This window comes from Streptomyces sp. NPDC014623 (genome assembly GCF_043088245.1).
Taxonomy (GTDB): Bacteria; Actinomycetota; Actinomycetes; order Streptomycetales; family Streptomycetaceae; genus Streptomyces.
This window is the reverse complement of record NZ_JBIBZU010000014.1, coordinates 1-19,240: the sequence shown is the minus strand read 5'-3', so window position 1 is coordinate 19,240 and position 19,240 is coordinate 1. Positions and strand designations below refer to the sequence as shown.

Sequence of the window (19,240 nt, the reverse complement as noted above, 5' to 3'; positions counted from 1 at the left end):
CCGGGCCCTGAGGGGCGGGGGGAGTCCCGTCCGCGTCGTCGTCAGTCCACCACTTCCCCGCGCCCTCGGCGTCCTCCCCGGTCTCCCGGCCGCGCTCGAGGAGGGGAGAGAGCGTCGAGCAGGGCGAGGCCCCGCCGCGCCGCCTCCCTCCTCCGCCCCGCGGCCGCCCGCACCGGAGCACGCTCCCTGTTCCGGCCCGTCCCGGAAGAGAGGCCCTGATCATGGCCGTCACCACCACCACCGACGTAGTCGTCACGGACGCCGCCCCCGCCGCGTCCCGGGCCAGGTTCCGCTTCCTGCGCGGCGGGAAGACCCGCACCGGGCTGCTGATCCTCGCGTTCTTCGCCGTCCTCGCCGTGGCGGGCCCCTGGCTCGCCCCGTACGACCCGGACGCGATGAGCGACCAGCTGCTGCGGCCGCCGTCCGCCGACCACTGGTTCGGTACGACGCAGACCGGGCAGGACGTCCTCTCGCAGATCCTGGTGGGCACCCGCGGTGTGCTGCTCGTGGGATTCCTCGCGGGCATCCTGGCGACCGTGCTGTCCGTCCTCATCGGGGTCAGCGCGGGATTCCTCGGCGGGGCCGCCGACGAGCTCCTCTCGATGCTCTCCAACATCTTCCTCGTCATCCCGGGCCTGCCGCTGATCATCATCATCGCGAGCTTCGTCGAGGACACCGGCGACCTCCTGATCGCCTCCGTCATCGCCCTCACCTCCTGGGCCTGGGGTGCGCGCGTCCTGCGTGCCCAGACCCTGTCGCTCCGGCGCCGGGACTACGTGGAGGCGGCGCGTGCCACCGGTGAGTCCACCTGGCGGATCATCCTCTTCGAGGTCATGCCGAACCTCACCGCCGTCATCGCGTCCGGCTTCGTCGGCACCGTCATCTTCGCGGTCCTCTCCGAGATCACCCTCGCCTTCATCGGCGTCGCCGACATCTCCCACTGGAACTGGGGCACCGTGCTCTTCTGGGCCCAGTCCAACCAGGCCCTGGCCCAGGGCGCCTGGTGGTGGTTCGTTCCCGCCGGGCTGTGCATCGCCCTGTTGGGCACCGCCCTCTCGCTGATCAACTTCGGCATCGACGAGTTCGTCAACCCGCGCCTGCGCACCGCGACGGGCGCCTCCCGGAAGGTCCGGATGCGGGTCGGCTTCACCCCGGTGGCCCGTACGGCCTCGCCCGGCACCCCTGCCTCGCCCGGAACGCCCGAGTCGCCCGGCACCCCCGAGTCGCCCGGAACGCCCAGCAAGGAGCACACCGCATGACCGCCGAGCCGATCCTCACCATCAGCGGACTGAACGTCGACTACGGCACCGGCGCGAGCGGCGTCCGTGCGCTGCGGGACATCGACCTCACCCTGCACCGCGGTGAAGTCCTGGGCCTGGCGGGGGAGTCGGGATCGGGCAAGTCCACGCTCGCGTACGCCGTCACCCGGCTGCTCTCGCCGCCCGGGGTGATCACCGGAGGCGACGTCCACTACCACCGGCCGGGTGGGGAGAGCGTCGACATCCTCTCCCTCACCCCGGACGAGCTGCGCGCCTTCCGCTGGCAGGAACTGTCGATCGTGTTCCAGGGGGCGATGAACTCGCTGAACCCGGTGCACACGGTCCACAGCCAGCTCACCGACGTCCTCACCGCGCACCGCCCCGGCATGCGGGCCGCCGAACGCACCGCGCGGGCCGAGGAACTGCTGAACCTCGTCGGCATCTCCACCGACCGGCTCGCCGCCTATCCGCACCAGCTCTCCGGCGGCATGCGCCAGCGCGTGATGATCGCGATGGCACTCGCCCTGGAACCCGAGATCGTCATCATGGACGAGCCCACCACCGCCCTGGACGTCGTGATGCAGCGGCAGATCCTGCGCAAGCTGGTGGAGCTGCGGGAGCGGCTCTCCTTCTCCGTCGTGTTCATCACCCACGACATCTCGCTGCTGATCGAGTTCTCCGACCGGATCGCGATCATGTACGGCGGCCGGATCGTGGAACAGGCGGGCGCCGCCGAGATCTACCGCGACCCCCGCCACCCCTACAGCGAAGGCCTCCTGCACTCCTTCCCCGCACTGCACGGCCCCCGGCGTGAGCTCACGGGCATCCCGGGGTCGCCCCCGCACCTGTCCGCGATGCCCACCGGCTGCGCCTTCCACCCGCGCTGCGGCAAGGCCTTCGAGCCGTGCCCGGAGCGGGTGCCGGTCCTCGCCCCGCCGGAGAGCGGCCAGGACCGCGAAGTCGCCTGCTGGCTGCACGACTGACCGCCGGCACCGCCGCACACCATCCACAGCAGACCCGGAGTTACGGAGAACGATGAACCTCGACACGCCTCGCAGCAGCCTGCAGCCCACCGCCGTCCAGGGACTCCCCGCCGGCTTCCGCTGGGGCGTCGCCACGTCCTCGTACCAGATCGAGGGCGCCGCTTCGGAGGACGGCCGCGCCCCGTCGATCTGGGACACCTACTGCCGTGTGCCCGGCGCCGTGCACAACGCCGAGCACGGCGACGTGGCCTGCGACCACTACCACCGGATGCCCGAGGACGTGGAGCTGATCGCGGGCCTCGGCGTCGACACGTACCGCTTCTCGCTGGCCTGGCCGCGCATCCAGCCGGGTGGCCGTGGCCTCGCCAACGCCAAGGGCCTCGACTTCTACAAGCGGCTGGTCGACGAGCTCCACGGCAGGAACGTCACCCCCTGGATCACCCTCTACCACTGGGACCTGCCGCAGGAGCTGGAGGACGCGGGCGGCTGGCCGGCCCGCGACACCGCCCTGCGGTTCGCCGAGTACGCCATGCTCGCCTACGAGGCCCTCGGCGACCGGGTCGAGCACTGGACGACCCTGAACGAGCCGTGGTGCTCGGCGATGCTCGGATACGCCTACGGGGCGCACGCCCCCGGCCGGCGCGACATGGGTGACGCCATGGGGGCCGTCCACCACCTGCTCCTGGGCCACGGGCTCGCCGCCCGGCAGATGCGCGAGGCGGCGGGGAGCAACCCGCTCGAACTCGGTATCACCCTCAACCTCGGCACCGCCACCCCGGAGACCGGCAGCGAGGCCGACCGGGAGGCCTGCCGCCGCGCCGACGGCATGGGCACCCGCCTCTACCTCGACCCGGTCGTCCACGGCCGCTATCCGCAGGACGTCCTCGACGACCTCGCGGCCCAGAACATCGGACTTCCCGTCCAGGAAGGCGACATGGCAGCCATCGCCACTCCCCTCGACGTCCTCGGCGTCAACTTCTACCGCGGCGCCATGTTCTCCGGAGTCACCGAGGACGGTTCGCCGACCGGTGCCGACGGCCTCCCCGTCGTCCGGGGGGTGGAGCGCGACCTGCCCCGCACGGCGATGGACTGGGAGATCACCCCCGCCGAGCTCACCGAGCTGCTGCTGCGGCTCCAGCGGGACTACGCACTGCCGACCGTCATCACGGAGAACGGGGCCGCCTTCGACGACACGGTCGCCGCCGACGGCTCCGTCCCCGACGCCGACCGCACCGCCTACCTCGCCGACCACATCGCCGCCGTGTCCGAGGCCCGCCGGCAGGGCGCGGACGTCCGGGGCTACTTCGCCTGGTCGCTGATGGACAACTTCGAGTGGGCCTACGGATACGACAAGCGGTTCGGCATCGTCCGCGTCGACTACGACACGCAGGTGCGGACGCTCAAGGACAGCGCCAAGTGGTACCGCGACACGATCCGCCTCACCCGGAACGCCCGCACCGACTGACCTCCCCGTGCCGAACCGCCACCGGAGCAGAGAAGAGCCGCACATGCCCCGCACACCCCGTCCCCGCGCACGTCACCGGGCGAGACCGGCGACAGCCGCGCTCGCCGCCGCCACCGTCCTCGCCTCCCTGCTGGCCGGGGCCGTCCCCAGCGCGGCGGCCGGCGCCGAGGACCCTGCCCCCGTCCTCGTCGACCGCTTCGAGGGAGAGGTCCCGCTCGGCAACCCGCCCGCCGACTCCCTGTTCACCTGGGGCGGCGACGCGGACGACCACCCCGCCCTGAAGTTCGAGGAGCGCGCCGACGCGCCCGAGGGCTCCACGGTCCTGTCGGGCACCTACGACATCAGTGCCTACGGAGGGCTCAGCCACGAGTTCGCCGTGGACCAGCCACCGGAGGACTGGACCGCCCACAAGGGCATCCGCTTCTGGTGGTACGGCCAGAACACCGCGCCCCTGCCGCCCGGCTCGGGCAAGCGGATCAACTTCGAGATCAAGGACGGCGGAGCCAACGGCGGCGCCTCCGAGCTGTGGACCACCTCGTTCACCGACGACTGGGAGGGCTGGCACCAGGTCGAGATCCCCTTCGCGGACTTCGTCTACCGGGCCGACTACCAGCCCGTCGGCGGCATCGACCAGGTACTCGGCCTGAACGAGATGTGGGGCTACGCCCTCACCCTGCCGACCGGCGCCCCCGGCTCCTTCGCCATGGACGCCGTCGAGCTGTACGGGAAGGCCGACCCGGCCCTGAAGTCGAGCGTCGTCGTCGACTCCGCCGTGCACCCGGTCGAGGAGGGCGGGACGGCGGACATCAGGATCTCCGTCGTCACGACCGGCTCCGTCCCCACCGAGGAACCCGTCACCGTCGCCTACACGACCAAGGGCGGCAGCGCCGGCTCCGGCAAGGACTACACACCGGTCACCGGCACCCACACCTTCCCCGCGGGCACCGCCTCAGGCACCACCCACACCGTCTCCGTGGCCACCACCAGGGACAGGGGCGCGGAGTCGGCGGAGACGATCCCGCTGGAACTCACCGTCACCGGGGCCAAGGCGCCCAAGGAGAACCCCCAGGTCGTCATCGACGCCCACGGGCTGCCGTACCAGAACGCGAAGCTCCCGGTGAAGAAGCGCGTCGCCGACCTGCTGTCGCGGATGTCCCCCGCCGAGAAGGCCGGCCAGATGACCCAGGCGGAGCGCAACGCGCTGAAGTCACAGGGTGACATCGCCGCGTACGACCTCGGTTCGCTGCTCTCCGGGGGAGGCTCCGTACCCACCCCGAACACGCCCGAGGCCTGGGCGAAGATGACCGACGCCTACCAGCTGCGCGCGCAGGCCACCCATTTCCAGATCCCGCTGATCTACGGCGTGGACGCCGTGCACGGCCACAACAACGTGATCGGCTCGACGATCATGCCGCACAACATCGGCATCGGCGCGGGCCGCGACCCGAAGCTCGCGGAGAAGACGGGCGCCGTCACCGCGAAGGAGGTCCGGGCCACCGGCATCCCGTGGGACTTCGCCCCCTGTGTGTGCGTCACCCGTGACGAGCGCTGGGGCCGCTCCTACGAGGCGTACGGCGAGGACCCGGCGCTGGTCGAGGCCATGGAGACGGTCATCACCGGCATGCAGGGCAGCCCCTCCGGCAGGGACCTCGACCGCAACGACAAGGTGCTGGCCAGCGCCAAGCACTTCGTCGGTGACGGCGGCACGGAGTTCGGTTCGTCCACCACCGGCTCTTACACCATCGACCAGGGCGTCACGAAGGTCACGCGCCAGGAGCTCGAAGCGGTGCACCTCGCGCCCTTCGCCGAGTCCGTGAAGCGGGGCGTCGGCACGGTCATGCCGTCGTACTCCTCGCTGGACGTCCTCGGTGACGACGAGGGCCCGGTGAAGATGCACGCCCACGCCGGGATGATCAACGGTGTGCTCAAGGACCGGATGGGCTTCGAGGGCTTCGTCATCAGCGACTGGCAGGCCATCGACCAGATCCCCGGTGACTACGCGAGCGACGTCCGCACCTCGGTGAACGCCGGCCTCGACATGATCATGGTCCCGACCGCCTACCAGGACTTCACGAAGACGCTCCAGGAAGAGGTCGCCGCGGGCCGGATCGGCCAGGCCCGCATCGACGACGCCGTCTCCCGCATCCTGACCCAGAAGTTCCGTCTCGGCCTCTTCGAGAAGCCGTACGCCGACACCTCCCACCTGGACGAGGTCGGCTCCGCCGGGCACCGGGCGGTCGCCCGTGAGGCAGCCGCCAAGTCCCAGGTGCTGCTGAAGAACGACGGCGCGGTGCTGCCGCTCGAGCCGTCGCAGAAGGTCTACGTCGCCGGCTCCAACGCCGACGACCTCGGCAACCAGGCCGGTGGCTGGACCGTCAGCTGGCAGGGCGCCTCCGGTGCCACCACCACGGGCACGACGATCCTGGAGGGCATCGCGAAGAACACTTCCTCGGCCACCTTCTCGAAGGACGCCTCCGCCCCCACCGAGGGCTACGACGTGGGAGTCGTGGTCGTCGGCGAGAAGCCGTACGCCGAGGGCATCGGGGACGTCGGCAACGGCCACGACCTGGAGCTCACCGACGCCGACAAGGCGGCCGTCGACACGGTCTGCGCCGCCATGAAGTGTGCCGTCCTCGTGGTCTCGGGCCGCCCGCAGCTCATCGGGGACCGGCTCGGGGACATCGACGCCCTGGTCGCCTCCTGGCTGCCGGGCACCGAGGGCGACGGCGTCGCCGACGTCCTCTACGGCAAGCGGGCCTTCACCGGGCAGCTTCCGGTGACCTGGCCGAGGTCCGAGTCGCAACTGCCGGTCAACGTCGGCGACACGGTGTACGACCCGCAGTTCCCGTACGGCTGGGGACTGACCACCCTGCACAAGGCCCCGTCGGGCGGCGAAGCCGCCCTCACCGGCCTCGCCGTCGCCGCGCAGCTCGCCGAGCGTGCGGGCCTCGGGAAGACCGCGGCGGGCAAGAAGATCGTGGACCGGGCCAGGCTCCTGGTCCAGCAGAAGACCGGCGGGAAGCTCACCGCGGCGGTGTCCGGACCGTTCGCCGAGGCGGACCACCTGCTGCTCACCGGTGACCTGACCGCAGCGGTGGCGAAGCTGCGCACGGCGTACCGCGCCGTGTAACAGCATGAACGTGACCCGGGCGGGCGACGCATTTTTCGCCCGTTCGGGTTACTTTCGGAGTATGCGGAAAAGGCTGTTCGCTCCCCTGTGGGCCTGCCTGCTGCTGATGCTTTCGGCGGTCGTGCTGGCACTGGTCCCCGCTGCCCAAGCCGCCGCCCCCTCCACCGTCGACGACGTGGCCCGTGCCCTGCGCCAGGGCCCCGTGTACGTCGACCCGGCGGCCTCCGGGCAGCTCTCGGCGTCCCAGGAGGACGCCCTGGAGAAGAAGATCAAGGACGCCGACAAGCCGGTCTTCGTGGCCGTGCTGCCCGCGACGTCCGACTACCCGCCCGAGAACCTCCTGCAGAACCTGCGCACCGACACCGGAGTCACCGGCGTCTACGCGGTCCGCCTCGGTGACGGCTTCGACGCGGGCGCCGACCCGCAGGTGATGCCGGTCCGGGCCGTGGAGAACCTCACCACCGCCGTGAAGGCACCCGGCACGGGCACCGACGCCGCGACGCAGCTCAACGCCTTCGTCGACCGCGCCGTCGACCAGGCCAGGGGCAGTGCCCCGGCCTCCTGGTCCGGGGGCGGTGCGGACGACGGCGCCGGGGACGGTGCCCCGGTGGCCGGCCTGATCGTCCTCGGAGGTGTGGCCCTCGTGGGTGGAGGCACCGCGTTCGCGGTCGTCCGCCGCGGCAGGAAGCGCAGGGAGGAGGAAGAACGGGCCGCCCTGGAGAAACTCCGGGTCGTCGTGGACGAGGACATCACCGCGTACGGCGAAACCCTGGACCGACTGGACTTCCATCCCGCCGAGAAGGGCGCGGACGACGCGATGCGCGGCGACTACGAACGCGCGCTCGACTCCTACGAGGAAGCCAAGTCCCGCATGGGCGGTGCCCAGCACCCCTCCGACGTACGCGGGGTCACCAAGGCCCTGGAGGACGGCCGTTTCTCCCTCGCCGTCCTGGAGGCCCGCCGCAAGGGCCATGCGCTTCCGGCACGCCGGCCGCCCTGCTTCTTCGACCCGCGCCACGGGCCCTCGGTCGCGGACGTCCTGTGGATGCCGTCCGGCGGGGCGGCCCGCGAGGTCCCGGTCTGCGGTGCCGACGAGGTCAGGCTGCGCGACGGCGAGGAGCCGATGAGCCGCACGGTCGACGTCGGCGACGGCCGGCGGCGCCCCTACTGGGAGGCCGGCCCGGCCTACGGCCCCTGGGCCGGCGGCTACTTCGGCGGCGGCCTGCTCCCGGGCCTGCTGGTCGGCACCATGCTCGGGTCGATGCTCGCCACCCCGGCGTACGGGGCTGAGTACGGCGGCGGCGACTTCGGCGGCGGTGAATGGGGTGGTGGCGATGTCTCCGGCTCCGATTTCGACGCCTCCGGGTTCGGTGGTTTCGGCGACGGGGGAGGCTTCGGCGACGGCGGTGGTTTCGGAGGAGGCGGAGGCTTCGACGGCGGCGGGTTCTAGCCGTACCGGCCCCGGCCCTTCCCGCGGCGGTCCAGGGGTCCGGCCGGAGCCCAGGGTGCCGGTCAGGCCCCGGCCGCACCCTCCCACGTCTGCGGCGCCCACACGCCCGAGCGCTTGAGGGAAGCCGGGCAGTGCAGATAGATCTCGTCGATCTCCACGACGAGGGCCAGGTCGGGGCGTCGGCCCTTCACCGCCATCTCGTCGAAGAAGTGCGCGTCGGTGAGGATGCGGGCCCGGCCGTTGATCCGCAGGACGGTCATCACGCCGGGTATCAGGTAGAGCAGCCCGACATGCGGGTTGGACAGGATGTTGTGGAAGCTGTCGCCGCGCCGGTTGCCCGGCAGGTCGGGGAGCGCCAGAGTGCGCGGGTCCAGGACGTGGGTGAAACCGGGTTCGCCGCCGCGCGGGGAGGTGTCGCAGTTGCCGTCGGCGTCGGAGGTCGACACCGCGCAGAACGGCGCGCGGGCCAGGAGTCCCAGGTCGGCCTCGGTCAGTTCGTCGTGCACCTTGTCGATGACGAGCGGCCACGGCTCACCCAGGATCTCGCGCAGCTGCTCCGCCGACCGGAGGGGTACCGCCCCGGCCAGGGGGTCGCCGCCCACCGGGGGGGCGTAGGCGGTGGCTGCCACGGGCGCGGCGTTCGACAAGGGATTCTCCGACCTCATGGGGGCGCAGCAGCGGACCGCCGGCCTGAGCGCATTATTAGGCTTACCTTACTTACGCGTGTGGGTGTGCCTCGTCCCGGGGCGGCAAGCAGTACCGGCCGGACGCTGTTGGCCGTCCACGCACTGGATGAGGTTGTTTCGCTCTTCCCGGAGAAGATGGAGTAGGCGGGGTGAATCGCCCCGGGCCCCGCACCACCTGGTGGCGAGGGGCGTGAACGGACGGGAGGCCGGAGCCGATGGACCGGGACCGGGTGGAGAAACAGCTGCTGGACGGCTTGACCGTCGACGCCAGCAGGCCGGAACAGCCGATCCTGCTGGATGACGGGGGCCGGCCGATCAAGACCTGGCGGGAGAACTACCCGTACGACCGCAAGATCCGCCGCGCGGAGTACGAACGGTCCAAGCGCATCCTGCAGATCGAGATGCTCAAGCTCCAGCGGTGGACCAAGGACACCGGGGCGCGGGTCGTGGTGCTCTGCGAGGGGCGGGACGCGGCCGGCAAGGGCGGCACCATCCAGCGCTTCACCGAGCGCCTCAATCCGCGCGGCGCGCGCATAGTGGCCCTGGACAAGCCCACGGACCGTGAGCGGGGCCAGTGGTACTTCCAACGCTATGTGTCCCACCTGCCCGCGCCCGGCGAGATCGTCTTCTTCGACCGCTCCTGGTACAACCGGGCCGGGGTCGAACGCGTCATGGGCTTCTGCACCCAGCCCGAGTACGAACTCTTCCTGAAGCAGTGCCCGGAGTTCGAGCAGATGCTCGTCGACGACGGGATCATCGTGGTGAAGTTCTGGTTCTCCGTCTCCCGCGCCGAGCAGCGCACCCGCTTCGCGATCCGCCAGGTCGACCCCGTGCGCCAGTGGAAGCTCTCGCCCACGGACGTCGACTCCCTCGACCGCTGGGACGACTACACCACGGCGAAGATCGACATGTTCCGCGCCACCGACACCGAGCACGCTCCGTGGACCGTCGTGAAGAGCAACGACAAGCGAAGGGGCCGGCTCGAAGCGATGCGCAGTCTCCTCGCACGCATCGACTACGCGTCCAAGGACGCCGAAGCCGTCGGCAAGCCGGACCCCCTCATCGTGGGAGCCGCCGCCACCCTGCTGGAGCCGGGCGAGGAGGACACGGCCCTCTCGCCCACCCGCCTCGCCCCGAACACCGAGGGGCCCGGGGAACACCCGTGATTCCGGCCGGGTCGGAGCCCATGGACGTGTCGCCGGACCACAGGGTGCCGTCGCCCGTCCCGTAGCTCTCCCGCCCCGGTCGCGGGGCGGGGGCCGGGGCGGGGCTCCGGCCCGGCCGGAGTCCCGCCGGGTGTCAGCTGGTGGGGAAGCTGTCAGGCGTGCTGATCCGGCTCTTGAGCAGCGCACCGGACTCGGTCAGCACACCGCTGCTGCTGTAGTCGCTGCCGTCGCAGGTGCCGGGCCTGAACGCCGCGCTGCCCTCGGGGGCTTCGGAGTAGGTCCAGTTCGCATAGCTGATCTTCCGCTGGTCGAGCAGGTCCAGCCAGGCCGTGGTGCTCGCCCGGTCCACCGCTCCGCCGCCGTTGGCGCTCACTGTGCCGAACTCGGTCACGAACAGCGGAAGCCGCGAGGCCGCCCGGCTCAGCGCGGAGCGGTAGTTGTCCTTGTGGCTCGCGGCGTAGAAGTGGAACGCGTACATGAGGTTGGTGGCATTGACGGGATTGTTGACGACCTCGCTCTCGTCGGACCCGTCCGAGACCCCCAGCGAGGACCAGCCGCGCGTGCCGACGATGACGACGGCGTCCGGGTCGGCGGCCCGGATCACCGGGATGACCTGCTCGGCGTAGCTCTTGACGGCCGACCAGCTCACGCCGTTGGGCTCGTTGGCGATCTCGTAGATCACGTTCTTCTTGCCGGCGTTGCGGGCGGCGACGGAGGCGAAGAACGTCTTCGCGCGCTGCAGGTTGTGGTTCGGGTCGCCCGGCGTCAGGGTGTGGAAGTCGATCAACGCGTACATGCCGCGGTCCTCGGCCATGTCGACGAGCTCGTTCACGCGGTTGGTGAAGCCCGCCGGGTCGGTCTCGTAACCGTCCTCCTGCACGTACATGGCGATGCGGAACAGGTCCGACTTCCAGTCGTTCGCCAACGCGTCCAGGGAAGCGTCGTTGTAGCACTGGTCGAACCACTGGATGCCGTGTGTGCTCATGCCCCGCAGCTGGATGGGGCGGTTGTGCTGGTTGCACAGGTTCACGCCGCAGACGTGGAGCTGGCCGTTGACCTCCACGGGGGTGCCGTTCCCCGGGGCGGGCGGGGGCTCTTCTTCGAGAGAGCCGGTACAGGCGACGCCGTTGAGTGTGAACGCCGTGGGCTTCGGATTGGCGCCCGTGAAGGTGCCCGTGTATCCCAGGTCCGCGGACGCGCCGGTGGCCAGCGTGCGGTTCCAGTCGACGCCGACGACGGTGACCGCCGAACCGGACTGCGACCAGGTGGCGTTCCAGCCCTGGGTGACCTTCTGTCCCGCGTCGGGCAGGGTGAACCCGAGCGTCCAGCCGGTGAGGGGGGCGCCCAGGTTGGTGACCTTCACCCCGGCCTGGAAGCCGCCCGTCCACTGGCTGGTGACCGTGTATTCGACCTTGCAGCCGGCGGCGGCGGCCGTCGCCCCGGGGCTCGTTGCTGCCGTAAGGCCCAGGACTGTCGCGCAGGTCGCCAGTAAGGCGAGCAGGCGTTTCATGGCGTTCCTCCTCGTGGGGGGCGGAAACAGCGGTATGGGAGCGCTCCCAAGGTCCATCGGGCCGAGACCGTACACCGAGACGCCGGCGCGCGTACAGACATCCGACCGGCTTTGGTGAGGAGGGCTGGGGAGGCGCGGCACCGGGGCGCGGGCGACCGGTGGAAGGCCGGGGCGCTCGGGGCCTGGTCAAGCGGTGTGCGGTGAGCCCGGCCGGGGCTTCCGCGTCCAGCTTGCCCGGGGCGACGTGCTCCGGATCGAGGTGCACGACAGCGGGGCCGGCGAGGTCCGGGAACCCGCGGCCCGGGACCTCTCGCCGAATACGGGCGCGGGCTCGCGCTCGTCGGGGTGCTCGCCGACGCGCGGGGCGTGGGGAGCGGGACCCTGGGAGGGCCGCGTGGTGCGAGTTTGCCGTTTCGGCAAGCAAGCTTGTCGAAACGGCTGGGCGCGCGCACCATCTCCCGTAACAGGAGGTGATCCGCATGAGCGGTATGAACCAGCGGTACGACGTGGTGGTGATCGGCGGGGGGGCCGCCGGGCTGAGCGGGGCGCTCGCCCTGTCCCGGGCCCGGCGCTCCGTGCTCGTGATCGACGCGGGCAGCCCGCGCAACGCACCCGCGTCCCACGCGCACAACTACCTGGGCCGGGAAGGCATCCCGCCCCTGGAGCTGCTGGCCGTCGGGCGGGCCGAGGCGGCGGGCTACGGTGCCGAGATCGTCCAGGGCGACGTGGTCTCGGCCGAGAAGCTGTCCGACGGATTCCGCGTCGTGCAGACGGACGGAAGGGCTGTCCACGCCCGCCGCCTGCTCGTGACCACCGGAATCGTCGACGAACTGCCGGCCGTGGAGGGACTGGCCGAGCGCTGGGGCAACGACGTGCTGCACTGTCCGTACTGTCACGGCTGGGAGGTGCGGGATCAGGCCGTCGGCATTCTGGCGGCCGGCCCCATGGCCCCGCACCAGGCCCTGCTCTGGCGGCAGTGGACCGATGACGTGGTGCTGTTCCGGAACGACCGGCCCGACTTCAGTGACGAGGAGTACGAGCAGCTCGCCGCCCGGGGCATCTGCGTGGTGGACGGCGAGGTGGCCGCGCTGGAGGCCGCCGGGGACCGGATCACCGGGGTGCGGCTGGCCGGGGGCACGGTGATCCCGCGCGAGGCGCTCGTGGTCCAGCCCCGCTTCACCGCCCGCTCGGCGGTCCTGGAGAGTCTCGGCCTCCGGCCGACCGAGATGGAGATGGGCGGCCACGTCGTCGGTACGTACATCGCGGCCGACCCCGCCGGGGCCACCGAGGTGCCCGGCGTATGGGTGGCCGGCAACGTCGCCAACCTCATGGAGCAGGTCGTCGGAGCGGCGGCGGCCGGGCTCAAGGCGGCCTCGATGATCAACATGGACCTCGTCGCCGAGGACACCCGGCGCGCGGTCGACGCCCGCCGTGCCCCCTTCTCGGCCGAGGCCGAGCGCCAGGTCACCGAGCGGGTGCTCGGCGACCGCCGTCACGGACTTCAGGAGACAGCACGATGACGACCGAAGACACACGCACCGGCGCCGAGATGTGGGACGACCGCTATCGCGAGAACGACCGGATCTGGAGCGGCAACCCCAACGTCGTCCTCGTCCGTGAAGTGGAGGGCCTGAAGCCGGGCCGCGCCCTCGACCTGGGATGCGGCGAGGGCGCGGACGCGGTGTGGCTCGCCCGGTGGGGCTGGCAGGTCACCGCCACCGACATCTCGCGCGTCGCCCTGGAGCGGGCGGCGGTGCACGCGGCGGAAACCGGAGTGGAGGACAGGATCGACTGGCAGTGGCACGACCTGGGGGTCTCGTTCCCCGAGGGGGAGTACGACCTGGTCTCCGCCCAGTTCCTGCACTCGATGGGTGACCTGCCCCGCGAGGAGATCCTGCGCAGGGCCGCCGGGGCCGTCGCACCCGGCGGCGTCCTTCTGGTCGTCGGCCACGCCGGGTTCCCCTCCTGGGAGGAGAACCCGCACCCCGAGGTGGTGTTCCCGACCCCGGACGAGGTCCTCACCTCCCTCGAACTCCCGGAGGGTGCGTGGGAGGTGCTGCTCAGTGAGGAACACGAGCGGACCCAGAACGACCCCGAGGGCCGGCCCACCACCCGCACGGACAACGCGCTGAAGCTCCGTCGCCGGGTCTCCCGGTGACGCCGGGCGCGCCCGCCGTCCCCTGGAAGGGGTGACGGCGGGCGCGCCCGGTCCGGGAAGGTCAGGCCTGCGGGGCTGCCTTGATCGCGGAGATGTCGAAGTTCAGCCGGACCTTGTCGCTGACCATCACGCCGCCGGTCTCCAGGGCGGCGTTCCAGGTCAGCCCCCAGTCGGAGCGGAGGATGTCGGCGCTGCCCTCGAAGCCGACGCGCTCGTTGCCGTAGACGTCGGTCGCGGAGCCGTGGAACTCCAGATCGATGGAGAGCGGGCGGGTGACGTCCTTGATCGTGAGGTCGCCGGTGATGCGGTAGGCGTCACCGCCGAGCTGCTCGGCCCGTGTGGAGCGGAACGTCATCAGGGGGAACTTCTCGGCGTCGAAGAAGTCGCCGCTGACCAGGTGGCCGTCGCGGTCGGCGATACCGGTGTCCACGCTGGCGATCCTCACGTCGATGGAGGCGGAGGAGCCGGCCGGGTCGGAACCGTCCAGCTCCAGCGTGCCCTCGTGGTCACCGAACGAGCCGCGCACGTTGGTCACCATGGCGTGGCGCACCGTGAAACCGATGCTGCTGTGCGCCGGGTCGATCGTGTAGGTGCCGGTCAGAGCTGCCAGCGCCGGGTCCACGGCGAGGGTGGCTGTGGTGGACGGGGCGGTGTTCTTGCGGTTGAACAGAGCCATGGCTCCTCCTCGGGACGTGGTCCGGCGCGCTCCGCGGGGCAGACCGCCGAACATTTGATTTAACCTTCAACGAGATTGACTGTAGACCCATTTTGTTCAAAATTCAACATCAAGGGTCCAGGCCGGTCCGGAAGTCGCGGGAGTCGCCGCACCGCCCCTCGCCGCCCCCTGGCGGACGCGCGTAGATCTGGGGCACTATCTCCTCGCCCCTATTTGTCATGAGCAGGAGGATTCCCCCATGCCGACCCGTCCCGGGCTCCGCTCGGCTCTCACCGCTCTCGCCCTCGTCCTCGGCGTGCTCTTCGCGCCCGGGGCCGGCGTCCTCGGCGGCGCCACCGAGGCCCACGCCGTCACCAAGCTGACCCACTCCCAGGCGACCTCGCGCTTCAGCTCCTCCGGGATCACCTGGTCGTCCTCGGGCGGCTGCTCCAACCGGAACGTCCCCACCTGCACGTCCTTCGACCAGCTCAACCTGTCCAGCGCCCAGGGCGCCCAGACGCTGAAGAGCGCCACGGGCTGCGCGCTCAACATCACCGGGGGTACCGAGACCGGGCACGCCGGTGGCACGTACTCGCACTGGAACGGCTACAAGCTGGACTTCGGCAAGAGCACCTGCCTGACGAACTACGTGAAGGGCACGTTCACCTACATCGGCGTGCGGGGTGACGGCGCCCCGCAGTACCGGTCGGGCTCCGGCAACGTCTACGCGGACGAGGGCAACCACTGGGACGTGACGTACTACAACTGCGGCGGCTGCTGACCTCCTGCGCGCAAGCTCCCCGTACGAGGGACCCCGCACACACGGGTGCCCCTGTCCGACGGACAGGGGCACCCGAGTGGCTGACGCCGCCTCAGGCCGGGTCTGCGGCTCCGGTACCGGCCCCGCTCAGGAACCCACGCTCACCGTGAAGCGGCGGGGGTTGCCGTCGTGGGCGGCCCCCGACACGTCCGGCTCACCGTCGGGACGTACGTCGTCGTAGGGGAACGCGTAGCCGATCGGGGAGTTCGCGTGGACGACGCGCGACCAGTGGTTGGTCACCGCGCCCTTGTAGTAGTCCGCCACCGACGTGCCGTTGGGCTGCTGCGGGTGGCTGAGCATGATCGAGCGGTTGAAGCCGGCCGCGATCCTGGCCAGCAGCGCCTTCTTGTCGTCGGAATCCCCGGGATTGTTCGCGAAGGGGCCGTGATTGCAGGTGAAGATGTCCTTCGACGTCGGCTTGACGAAGGTGTGGCCGCCCTCGAAGGTCAGGGTGTCCCCGCTGACGCGCCCCGCCAGCGTGCCCCGGCCGCCCTGCAGGTCGATCCGCAGGTCGGTGGAGCGGTACTTCTCCCACACCTCGTCGATCTGCGCGGTGAACAGGTCCCGGAACGGCATCTGGTCCGGCCGGTCGAAGAACGGCGCCATCAGGTTCTGGGGCGAGACGACCCGCAGGACCTGCCCGTCCGGGCCGCGGGTGACCAGCTCGTCCCAGGGCTGTCCGTCGGAGGCCGCCTGGGCCGTGAGATCGTCGGCGATGCGCTGGACCGCGCCGTCCGGGAGCGGGGCCACCGTGTGCGTGCCGTCGCCCTCCAGGGTCAGCCCGATCGGCAGTGCCGTCACCAGGTCGACGTAGCTGATGTTCGCGTACAGCTGTTGCGGATTGAAGGTGAACTCGCAGAAGGACCAGGTCCTGCCGTAGTTCGGGTCGGTGGGGGTCGCGAAGGCCGGCTCGACCAGGGACGGACCCGGGTTGAGGTAGAAGTCCAGCTTGTCGTCGCGTACGAAGTAGACCCTCGCCCCGTACATCTGAGGCAGGGTGAGCACGACAGGTCCGGCGCCCGCGGCCTTCAGCGGGATGGCGCAGTCCACCGGCAGCGGGGTCTGCGGGGCGCCGGGGGAGTCGGGACGGTAGACGCTGCCGTCGGGGCGCAGGAGCACCCAGCGGTCCGTGCCCTGCTCGTGGCCGGTGACGTACGCGTGCACCGTGCCGGGCAACGAGCGGTTCTCCAGGGCCAGTTCGCACGTCGCGGGGGCCGCCGACGCGCGTGGGCTCAGGGTGCTGCCCCAGAGGGGGTAGGTGAGCGCGGTCGCGGAGGCGGCGGCGCCTGTCAGGAACATTCTGCGCGAAATCACGAAGGAACTCCCGAGGTGTGGGGGGTGCAGACGGGGTCAGGGAATGGCCCGAGGAGGCGGACCGGTGGGGGCCGTCTGCGGTCCGCACCACTCTCGCGAGGGCTCCGGTGAGCGTCAAGACTTATGACTGAGAGCGCTCTCAAGAAGCCGCCGTTCTTCACAACTCGACGCCCTCGGAGGGGTCTTGGCCACTCCTGGTCTCTCGTCGCATGCGTGGAGTGACAGGAGCTGAAGGCGGGTACGGCCTGTTTCCTCGTCCTGTGCGCGGATACGGTCCCCCGGAGGCGGGTCACCGCCGTGACGCGCGAGCGCACGGACGGGAGACCACTCCCGGCCCCGGCTGTCGAGGCGTGTCCGGTCGTCCGCCCCGGTGGATTCACGGCGTGGCGCGCGATCCGCTGTGTGGCGAGGGCCACAGCCCTTGTTTTGTCGCACCTCTACAACGCGGTGGCCCTGCGAGCTGGCAGATGGGTTACACGGTCCCCGGCTTCTGTCAGGTGCCACCAGGAAACGGGGCAGGAGACTGTCCGGTGTGGACGGCAGGTTTCCGCAGCCGGGTTCGTAGGGTCGACGTATGACCGTTGTGGACGAAATCGCGGGCGAGCCGGGCGACACGCGTGGCCGGGTGGCCGAACTGCTGGCGCTGCGCGAACAGGCCCGGCGCGGACCGAGCGACCGGGCGACCGAGGCGCAGCACGCCAAGGGGAAGCTGACGGCGCGGGAGCGCATCGAGCTGCTGCTGGACGAGGGATCGTTCAAGGAGGTCGAGCAGCTGCGCCGGCACCGGGCGACCGGATTCGGCCTGGAGGCGAAGAAGCCGTACACCGACGGTGTCATCACCGGCTGGGGCACGGTCGAGGGCCGGACGGTCTTCGTCTACGCGCACGACTTCCGGATCTTCGGCGGGGCGCTGGGCGAGGCCCACGCCACGAAGATCCACAAGATCATGGACATGGCCATCTCGGCGGGTGCCCCGCTGGTCTCGCTGAACGACGGTGCGGGCGCCCGGATCCAGGAGGGTGTGAGCGCGCTCGCGGGCTACGGCGGGATCTTCCAGCGCAACACCCGCGCCTCCGGCGTCATCCCGCAGATCAGCGTGATGCTCGGTCCGTGCGCGGGTGGCGCGGCCTACAGCCCGGCGCTCACCGACTTCGTGTTCATGGTCCGCGAGACCTCGCAGATGTTCATCACCGGACCGGACGTCGTCAAGGCGGTCACCGGCGAGGAGATCACGCAGAACGGCCTCGGCGGCGCCGACGTGCACGCCGAGACCTCGGGCGTCGCGCACTTCGCGTACGACGACGAGGAGACCTGCATCGCCGAGGTCCGCTACCTGATCGGGATGCTCCCCTCCAACAACCGGGAGAACCCGCCCGTCGTGCCGAGCGACGACCCGGCGGACCGGCGTGGCGACGTCCTCCTGGACCTGGTCCCGGCCGACGGCAACCGTCCGTACGACATGCACAAGGTCATCGAGGAGCTCGTCGACGACGGCGACTTCCTGGAGGTCCACGAGCGCTGGGCGCGCAACATCGTCTGCGCCCTGGCCCGGCTCGACGGGCAGGTCGTCGGCATCGTGGCCAACCAGCCGCAGGCGCTGGCCGGTGTCCTGGACATCGAGGCGTCCGAGAAGGCCGCGCGGTTCGTCCAGATGTGTGATGCGTTCAACATCCCCATCATCACTCTGCTGGACGTACCCGGCTTCCTGCCCGGCGTCGACCAGGAGCACGGTGGGATCATCCGCCACGGTGCGAAGCTGCTGTACGCGTACTGCAACGCGACCGTGCCGAGGATCTCGCTGATCCTGCGCAAGGCCTACGGAGGTGCGTACATCGTCATGGACAGCCAGTCCATCGGTGCCGACCTCACCTACGCGTGGCCGACCAACGAGATCGCCGTCATGGGCGCCGAAGGCGCCGCCAACGTCATCTTCCGCCGGCAGATCGCCGACGCCGAGGACCCCGAAGCCATGCGGGCCCGCATGGTCAAGGAGTACAAGGCGGAGCTGATGCACCCCTACTACGCGGCCGAGCGCGGCCTGGTCGACGACGTCATCGACCCCGCCGAGACGCGCGAGGTGCTGATCGCCTCGCTCGCGATGCTCCGCAACAAGCACGCGGACCTGCCGTCCCGCAAGCACGGCAACCCCCCGCAGTAGTCGCAGCCGCAGCGGCCACCCCGGCCCCCGCCCACGTTTCGCGACCACCTGCACAGAAGACGGAGACACCATGACCGCCACTCCCGCCGATTCAGTCCTGCGCGTCGAGAAGGGCCAGGCCGGCCCCGAGGAGCTCGCCGCCATCACCGCGGTCCTGCTCGCCCGCGCGGCCGCCCGGCCCGACGCACCCGCCCACCGGGGCCGCAGCACCGCCGGATGGCGCCGGCTGGAGCGCACCCCCGGCTTCCGCGCCCCGCACAGCTGGCAGGGCTGAAGCCAAGGCCTCAGCGGCCGTCACAGGGCCCACCGGGTCCCGTGGCGGCCGCTGAGGCGCGTTCCGAGGCTCCACCGGGCCCCGTGCGGGCGAAGGCCCCGTACTCCTTCGCCGGAGCTTGGGTTCTAACGGTCCTCGCAACACCCGCGATCTGTGGGAGTTGCGAGGACCGTGGTCGTTGGACGCGATGACGTTGCGAGGCTGAGGGAGCG

15 protein-coding genes are annotated in these 19,240 nt (G+C 70.9%); 11 read left to right on the top strand and 4 right to left on the bottom strand.

Annotated features, from left to right (window positions below; all coding sequences use genetic code 11):
• Positions 1 to 221 precede the first annotated feature (221 nt).
• The 5 genes from ACF1FZ_RS22210 to ACF1FZ_RS22190 all read left to right on the top strand — a co-directional run bounded on the left by ACF1FZ_RS22210 (position 222) and on the right by ACF1FZ_RS22190 (position 8,287).
• Positions 222 to 1,259, top strand: a complete 1,038-nt coding sequence (locus ACF1FZ_RS22210) for an ABC transporter permease (RefSeq protein WP_391775127.1) — start codon at positions 222 to 224, stop codon at positions 1,257 to 1,259.
• Positions 1,256 to 2,242 (top strand): ABC transporter ATP-binding protein, encoded by a 987-nt coding sequence (locus tag ACF1FZ_RS22205; protein ID WP_391775126.1) that lies wholly within the window; start codon positions 1,256 to 1,258, stop codon positions 2,240 to 2,242. Before ACF1FZ_RS22210 ends, ACF1FZ_RS22205 begins: the two co-directional genes overlap by 4 nt.
• A gap of 52 nt (positions 2,243 to 2,294) precedes the next feature.
• Entirely contained in the window at positions 2,295 to 3,707 is a 1,413-nt protein-coding gene (locus tag ACF1FZ_RS22200; RefSeq protein ID WP_391775125.1) for a GH1 family beta-glucosidase, read from the top strand.
• Positions 3,708 to 3,750: 43 nt separating this feature from the next.
• A complete protein-coding gene (locus tag ACF1FZ_RS22195; protein WP_391775124.1) occupies positions 3,751 to 6,837 on the top strand; it encodes a glycoside hydrolase family 3 N-terminal domain-containing protein in 3,087 nt (1,028 codons plus the stop codon).
• 61 nt (positions 6,838 to 6,898) lie between these two features.
• On the top strand, positions 6,899 to 8,287 hold the full coding sequence (locus ACF1FZ_RS22190) for a hypothetical protein (RefSeq protein WP_391775123.1): 1,389 nt from the start codon (positions 6,899 to 6,901) through the stop codon (positions 8,285 to 8,287).
• Positions 8,288 to 8,349: 62 nt separating this feature from the next.
• Here the strand turns inward: ACF1FZ_RS22190 and ACF1FZ_RS22185 are convergent, their stop codons facing one another.
• Positions 8,350 to 8,934, bottom strand: a complete 585-nt coding sequence (locus tag ACF1FZ_RS22185; protein WP_391775122.1) for an MSMEG_1061 family FMN-dependent PPOX-type flavoprotein — start codon at positions 8,932 to 8,934, stop codon at positions 8,350 to 8,352.
• 254 nt (positions 8,935 to 9,188) lie between these two features.
• Between ACF1FZ_RS22185 and ppk2 the strand changes: the two genes are divergently transcribed.
• Complete coding sequence (ppk2, locus tag ACF1FZ_RS22180; RefSeq protein WP_391775121.1) at positions 9,189 to 10,139, top strand: polyphosphate kinase 2; 951 nt, start codon at positions 9,189 to 9,191, stop codon at positions 10,137 to 10,139.
• Positions 10,140 to 10,272: 133 nt separating this feature from the next.
• Here the strand turns inward: ppk2 and ACF1FZ_RS22175 are convergent, their stop codons facing one another.
• Positions 10,273 to 11,649 (bottom strand): cellulase family glycosylhydrolase, encoded by a 1,377-nt coding sequence (locus ACF1FZ_RS22175; protein WP_391775120.1) that lies wholly within the window; start codon positions 11,647 to 11,649, stop codon positions 10,273 to 10,275.
• Positions 11,650 to 12,128: 479 nt separating this feature from the next.
• Between ACF1FZ_RS22175 and ACF1FZ_RS22170 the strand changes: the two genes are divergently transcribed.
• Both ACF1FZ_RS22170 and ACF1FZ_RS22165 read left to right on the top strand, forming a co-directional pair.
• Entirely contained in the window at positions 12,129 to 13,169 is a 1,041-nt protein-coding gene (locus ACF1FZ_RS22170) for an NAD(P)/FAD-dependent oxidoreductase (protein ID WP_391775119.1), read from the top strand.
• Entirely contained in the window at positions 13,166 to 13,807 is a 642-nt protein-coding gene (locus tag ACF1FZ_RS22165) for a class I SAM-dependent methyltransferase (protein ID WP_391775118.1), read from the top strand. The genes ACF1FZ_RS22170 and ACF1FZ_RS22165 overlap by 4 nt, the downstream gene beginning before the upstream one ends.
• Before the next feature lie 61 nt (positions 13,808 to 13,868).
• On the opposite strand, the gene ACF1FZ_RS22160 is transcribed toward ACF1FZ_RS22165, so the two are convergent.
• Entirely contained in the window at positions 13,869 to 14,483 is a 615-nt protein-coding gene (locus ACF1FZ_RS22160; protein ID WP_391775117.1) for a YceI family protein, read from the bottom strand.
• A gap of 238 nt (positions 14,484 to 14,721) precedes the next feature.
• Between ACF1FZ_RS22160 and ACF1FZ_RS22155 the strand changes: the two genes are divergently transcribed.
• Positions 14,722 to 15,243 carry a hypothetical protein gene (locus ACF1FZ_RS22155; RefSeq protein ID WP_391775116.1) on the top strand — a complete coding sequence of 174 codons (522 nt, stop codon included), beginning with the start codon at positions 14,722 to 14,724 and terminating at the stop codon, positions 15,241 to 15,243.
• A 126-nt stretch (positions 15,244 to 15,369) separates the two neighbouring features.
• On the opposite strand, the gene ACF1FZ_RS22150 is transcribed toward ACF1FZ_RS22155, so the two are convergent.
• A complete protein-coding gene (locus tag ACF1FZ_RS22150) occupies positions 15,370 to 16,581 on the bottom strand; it encodes a glycoside hydrolase family 64 protein (RefSeq protein ID WP_391775286.1) in 1,212 nt (403 codons plus the stop codon).
• A gap of 589 nt (positions 16,582 to 17,170) precedes the next feature.
• Here ACF1FZ_RS22150 and ACF1FZ_RS22145 point away from each other — a divergent pair.
• Both ACF1FZ_RS22145 and ACF1FZ_RS22140 read left to right on the top strand, forming a co-directional pair.
• Entirely contained in the window at positions 17,171 to 18,754 is a 1,584-nt protein-coding gene (locus ACF1FZ_RS22145; protein WP_391775115.1) for an acyl-CoA carboxylase subunit beta, read from the top strand.
• A 70-nt stretch (positions 18,755 to 18,824) separates the two neighbouring features.
• Positions 18,825 to 19,028: an acyl-CoA carboxylase subunit epsilon gene (locus ACF1FZ_RS22140; protein WP_391775114.1), complete on the top strand. Its 204-nt coding sequence runs from the start codon at positions 18,825 to 18,827 to the stop codon at positions 19,026 to 19,028.
• Positions 19,029 to 19,240 lie beyond the last annotated feature (212 nt).

Coding starts and splice junctions, on each gene's coding strand:
- ACF1FZ_RS22210 (WP_391775127.1), top strand. CDS start 222: ATGGCCGTCACCACCACCACCGACGTAGTCGTCACGGACGCCGCCCCC.
- ACF1FZ_RS22205 (WP_391775126.1), top strand. CDS start 1,256: ATGACCGCCGAGCCGATCCTCACCATCAGCGGACTGAACGTCGACTAC.
- ACF1FZ_RS22200 (WP_391775125.1), top strand. CDS start 2,295: ATGAACCTCGACACGCCTCGCAGCAGCCTGCAGCCCACCGCCGTCCAG.
- ACF1FZ_RS22195 (WP_391775124.1), top strand. CDS start 3,751: ATGCCCCGCACACCCCGTCCCCGCGCACGTCACCGGGCGAGACCGGCG.
- ACF1FZ_RS22190 (WP_391775123.1), top strand. CDS start 6,899: ATGCGGAAAAGGCTGTTCGCTCCCCTGTGGGCCTGCCTGCTGCTGATG.
- ppk2 (WP_391775121.1), top strand. CDS start 9,189: ATGGACCGGGACCGGGTGGAGAAACAGCTGCTGGACGGCTTGACCGTC.
- ACF1FZ_RS22175 (WP_391775120.1), bottom strand. CDS start 11,649: ATGAAACGCCTGCTCGCCTTACTGGCGACCTGCGCGACAGTCCTGGGC.
- ACF1FZ_RS22170 (WP_391775119.1), top strand. CDS start 12,129: ATGAGCGGTATGAACCAGCGGTACGACGTGGTGGTGATCGGCGGGGGG.
- ACF1FZ_RS22165 (WP_391775118.1), top strand. CDS start 13,166: ATGACGACCGAAGACACACGCACCGGCGCCGAGATGTGGGACGACCGC.
- ACF1FZ_RS22160 (WP_391775117.1), bottom strand. CDS start 14,483: ATGGCTCTGTTCAACCGCAAGAACACCGCCCCGTCCACCACAGCCACC.
- ACF1FZ_RS22155 (WP_391775116.1), top strand. CDS start 14,722: ATGCCGACCCGTCCCGGGCTCCGCTCGGCTCTCACCGCTCTCGCCCTC.
- ACF1FZ_RS22150 (WP_391775286.1), bottom strand. CDS start 16,581: ATGTTCCTGACAGGCGCCGCCGCCTCCGCGACCGCGCTCACCTACCCC.
- ACF1FZ_RS22145 (WP_391775115.1), top strand. CDS start 17,171: ATGACCGTTGTGGACGAAATCGCGGGCGAGCCGGGCGACACGCGTGGC.
- ACF1FZ_RS22140 (WP_391775114.1), top strand. CDS start 18,825: ATGACCGCCACTCCCGCCGATTCAGTCCTGCGCGTCGAGAAGGGCCAG.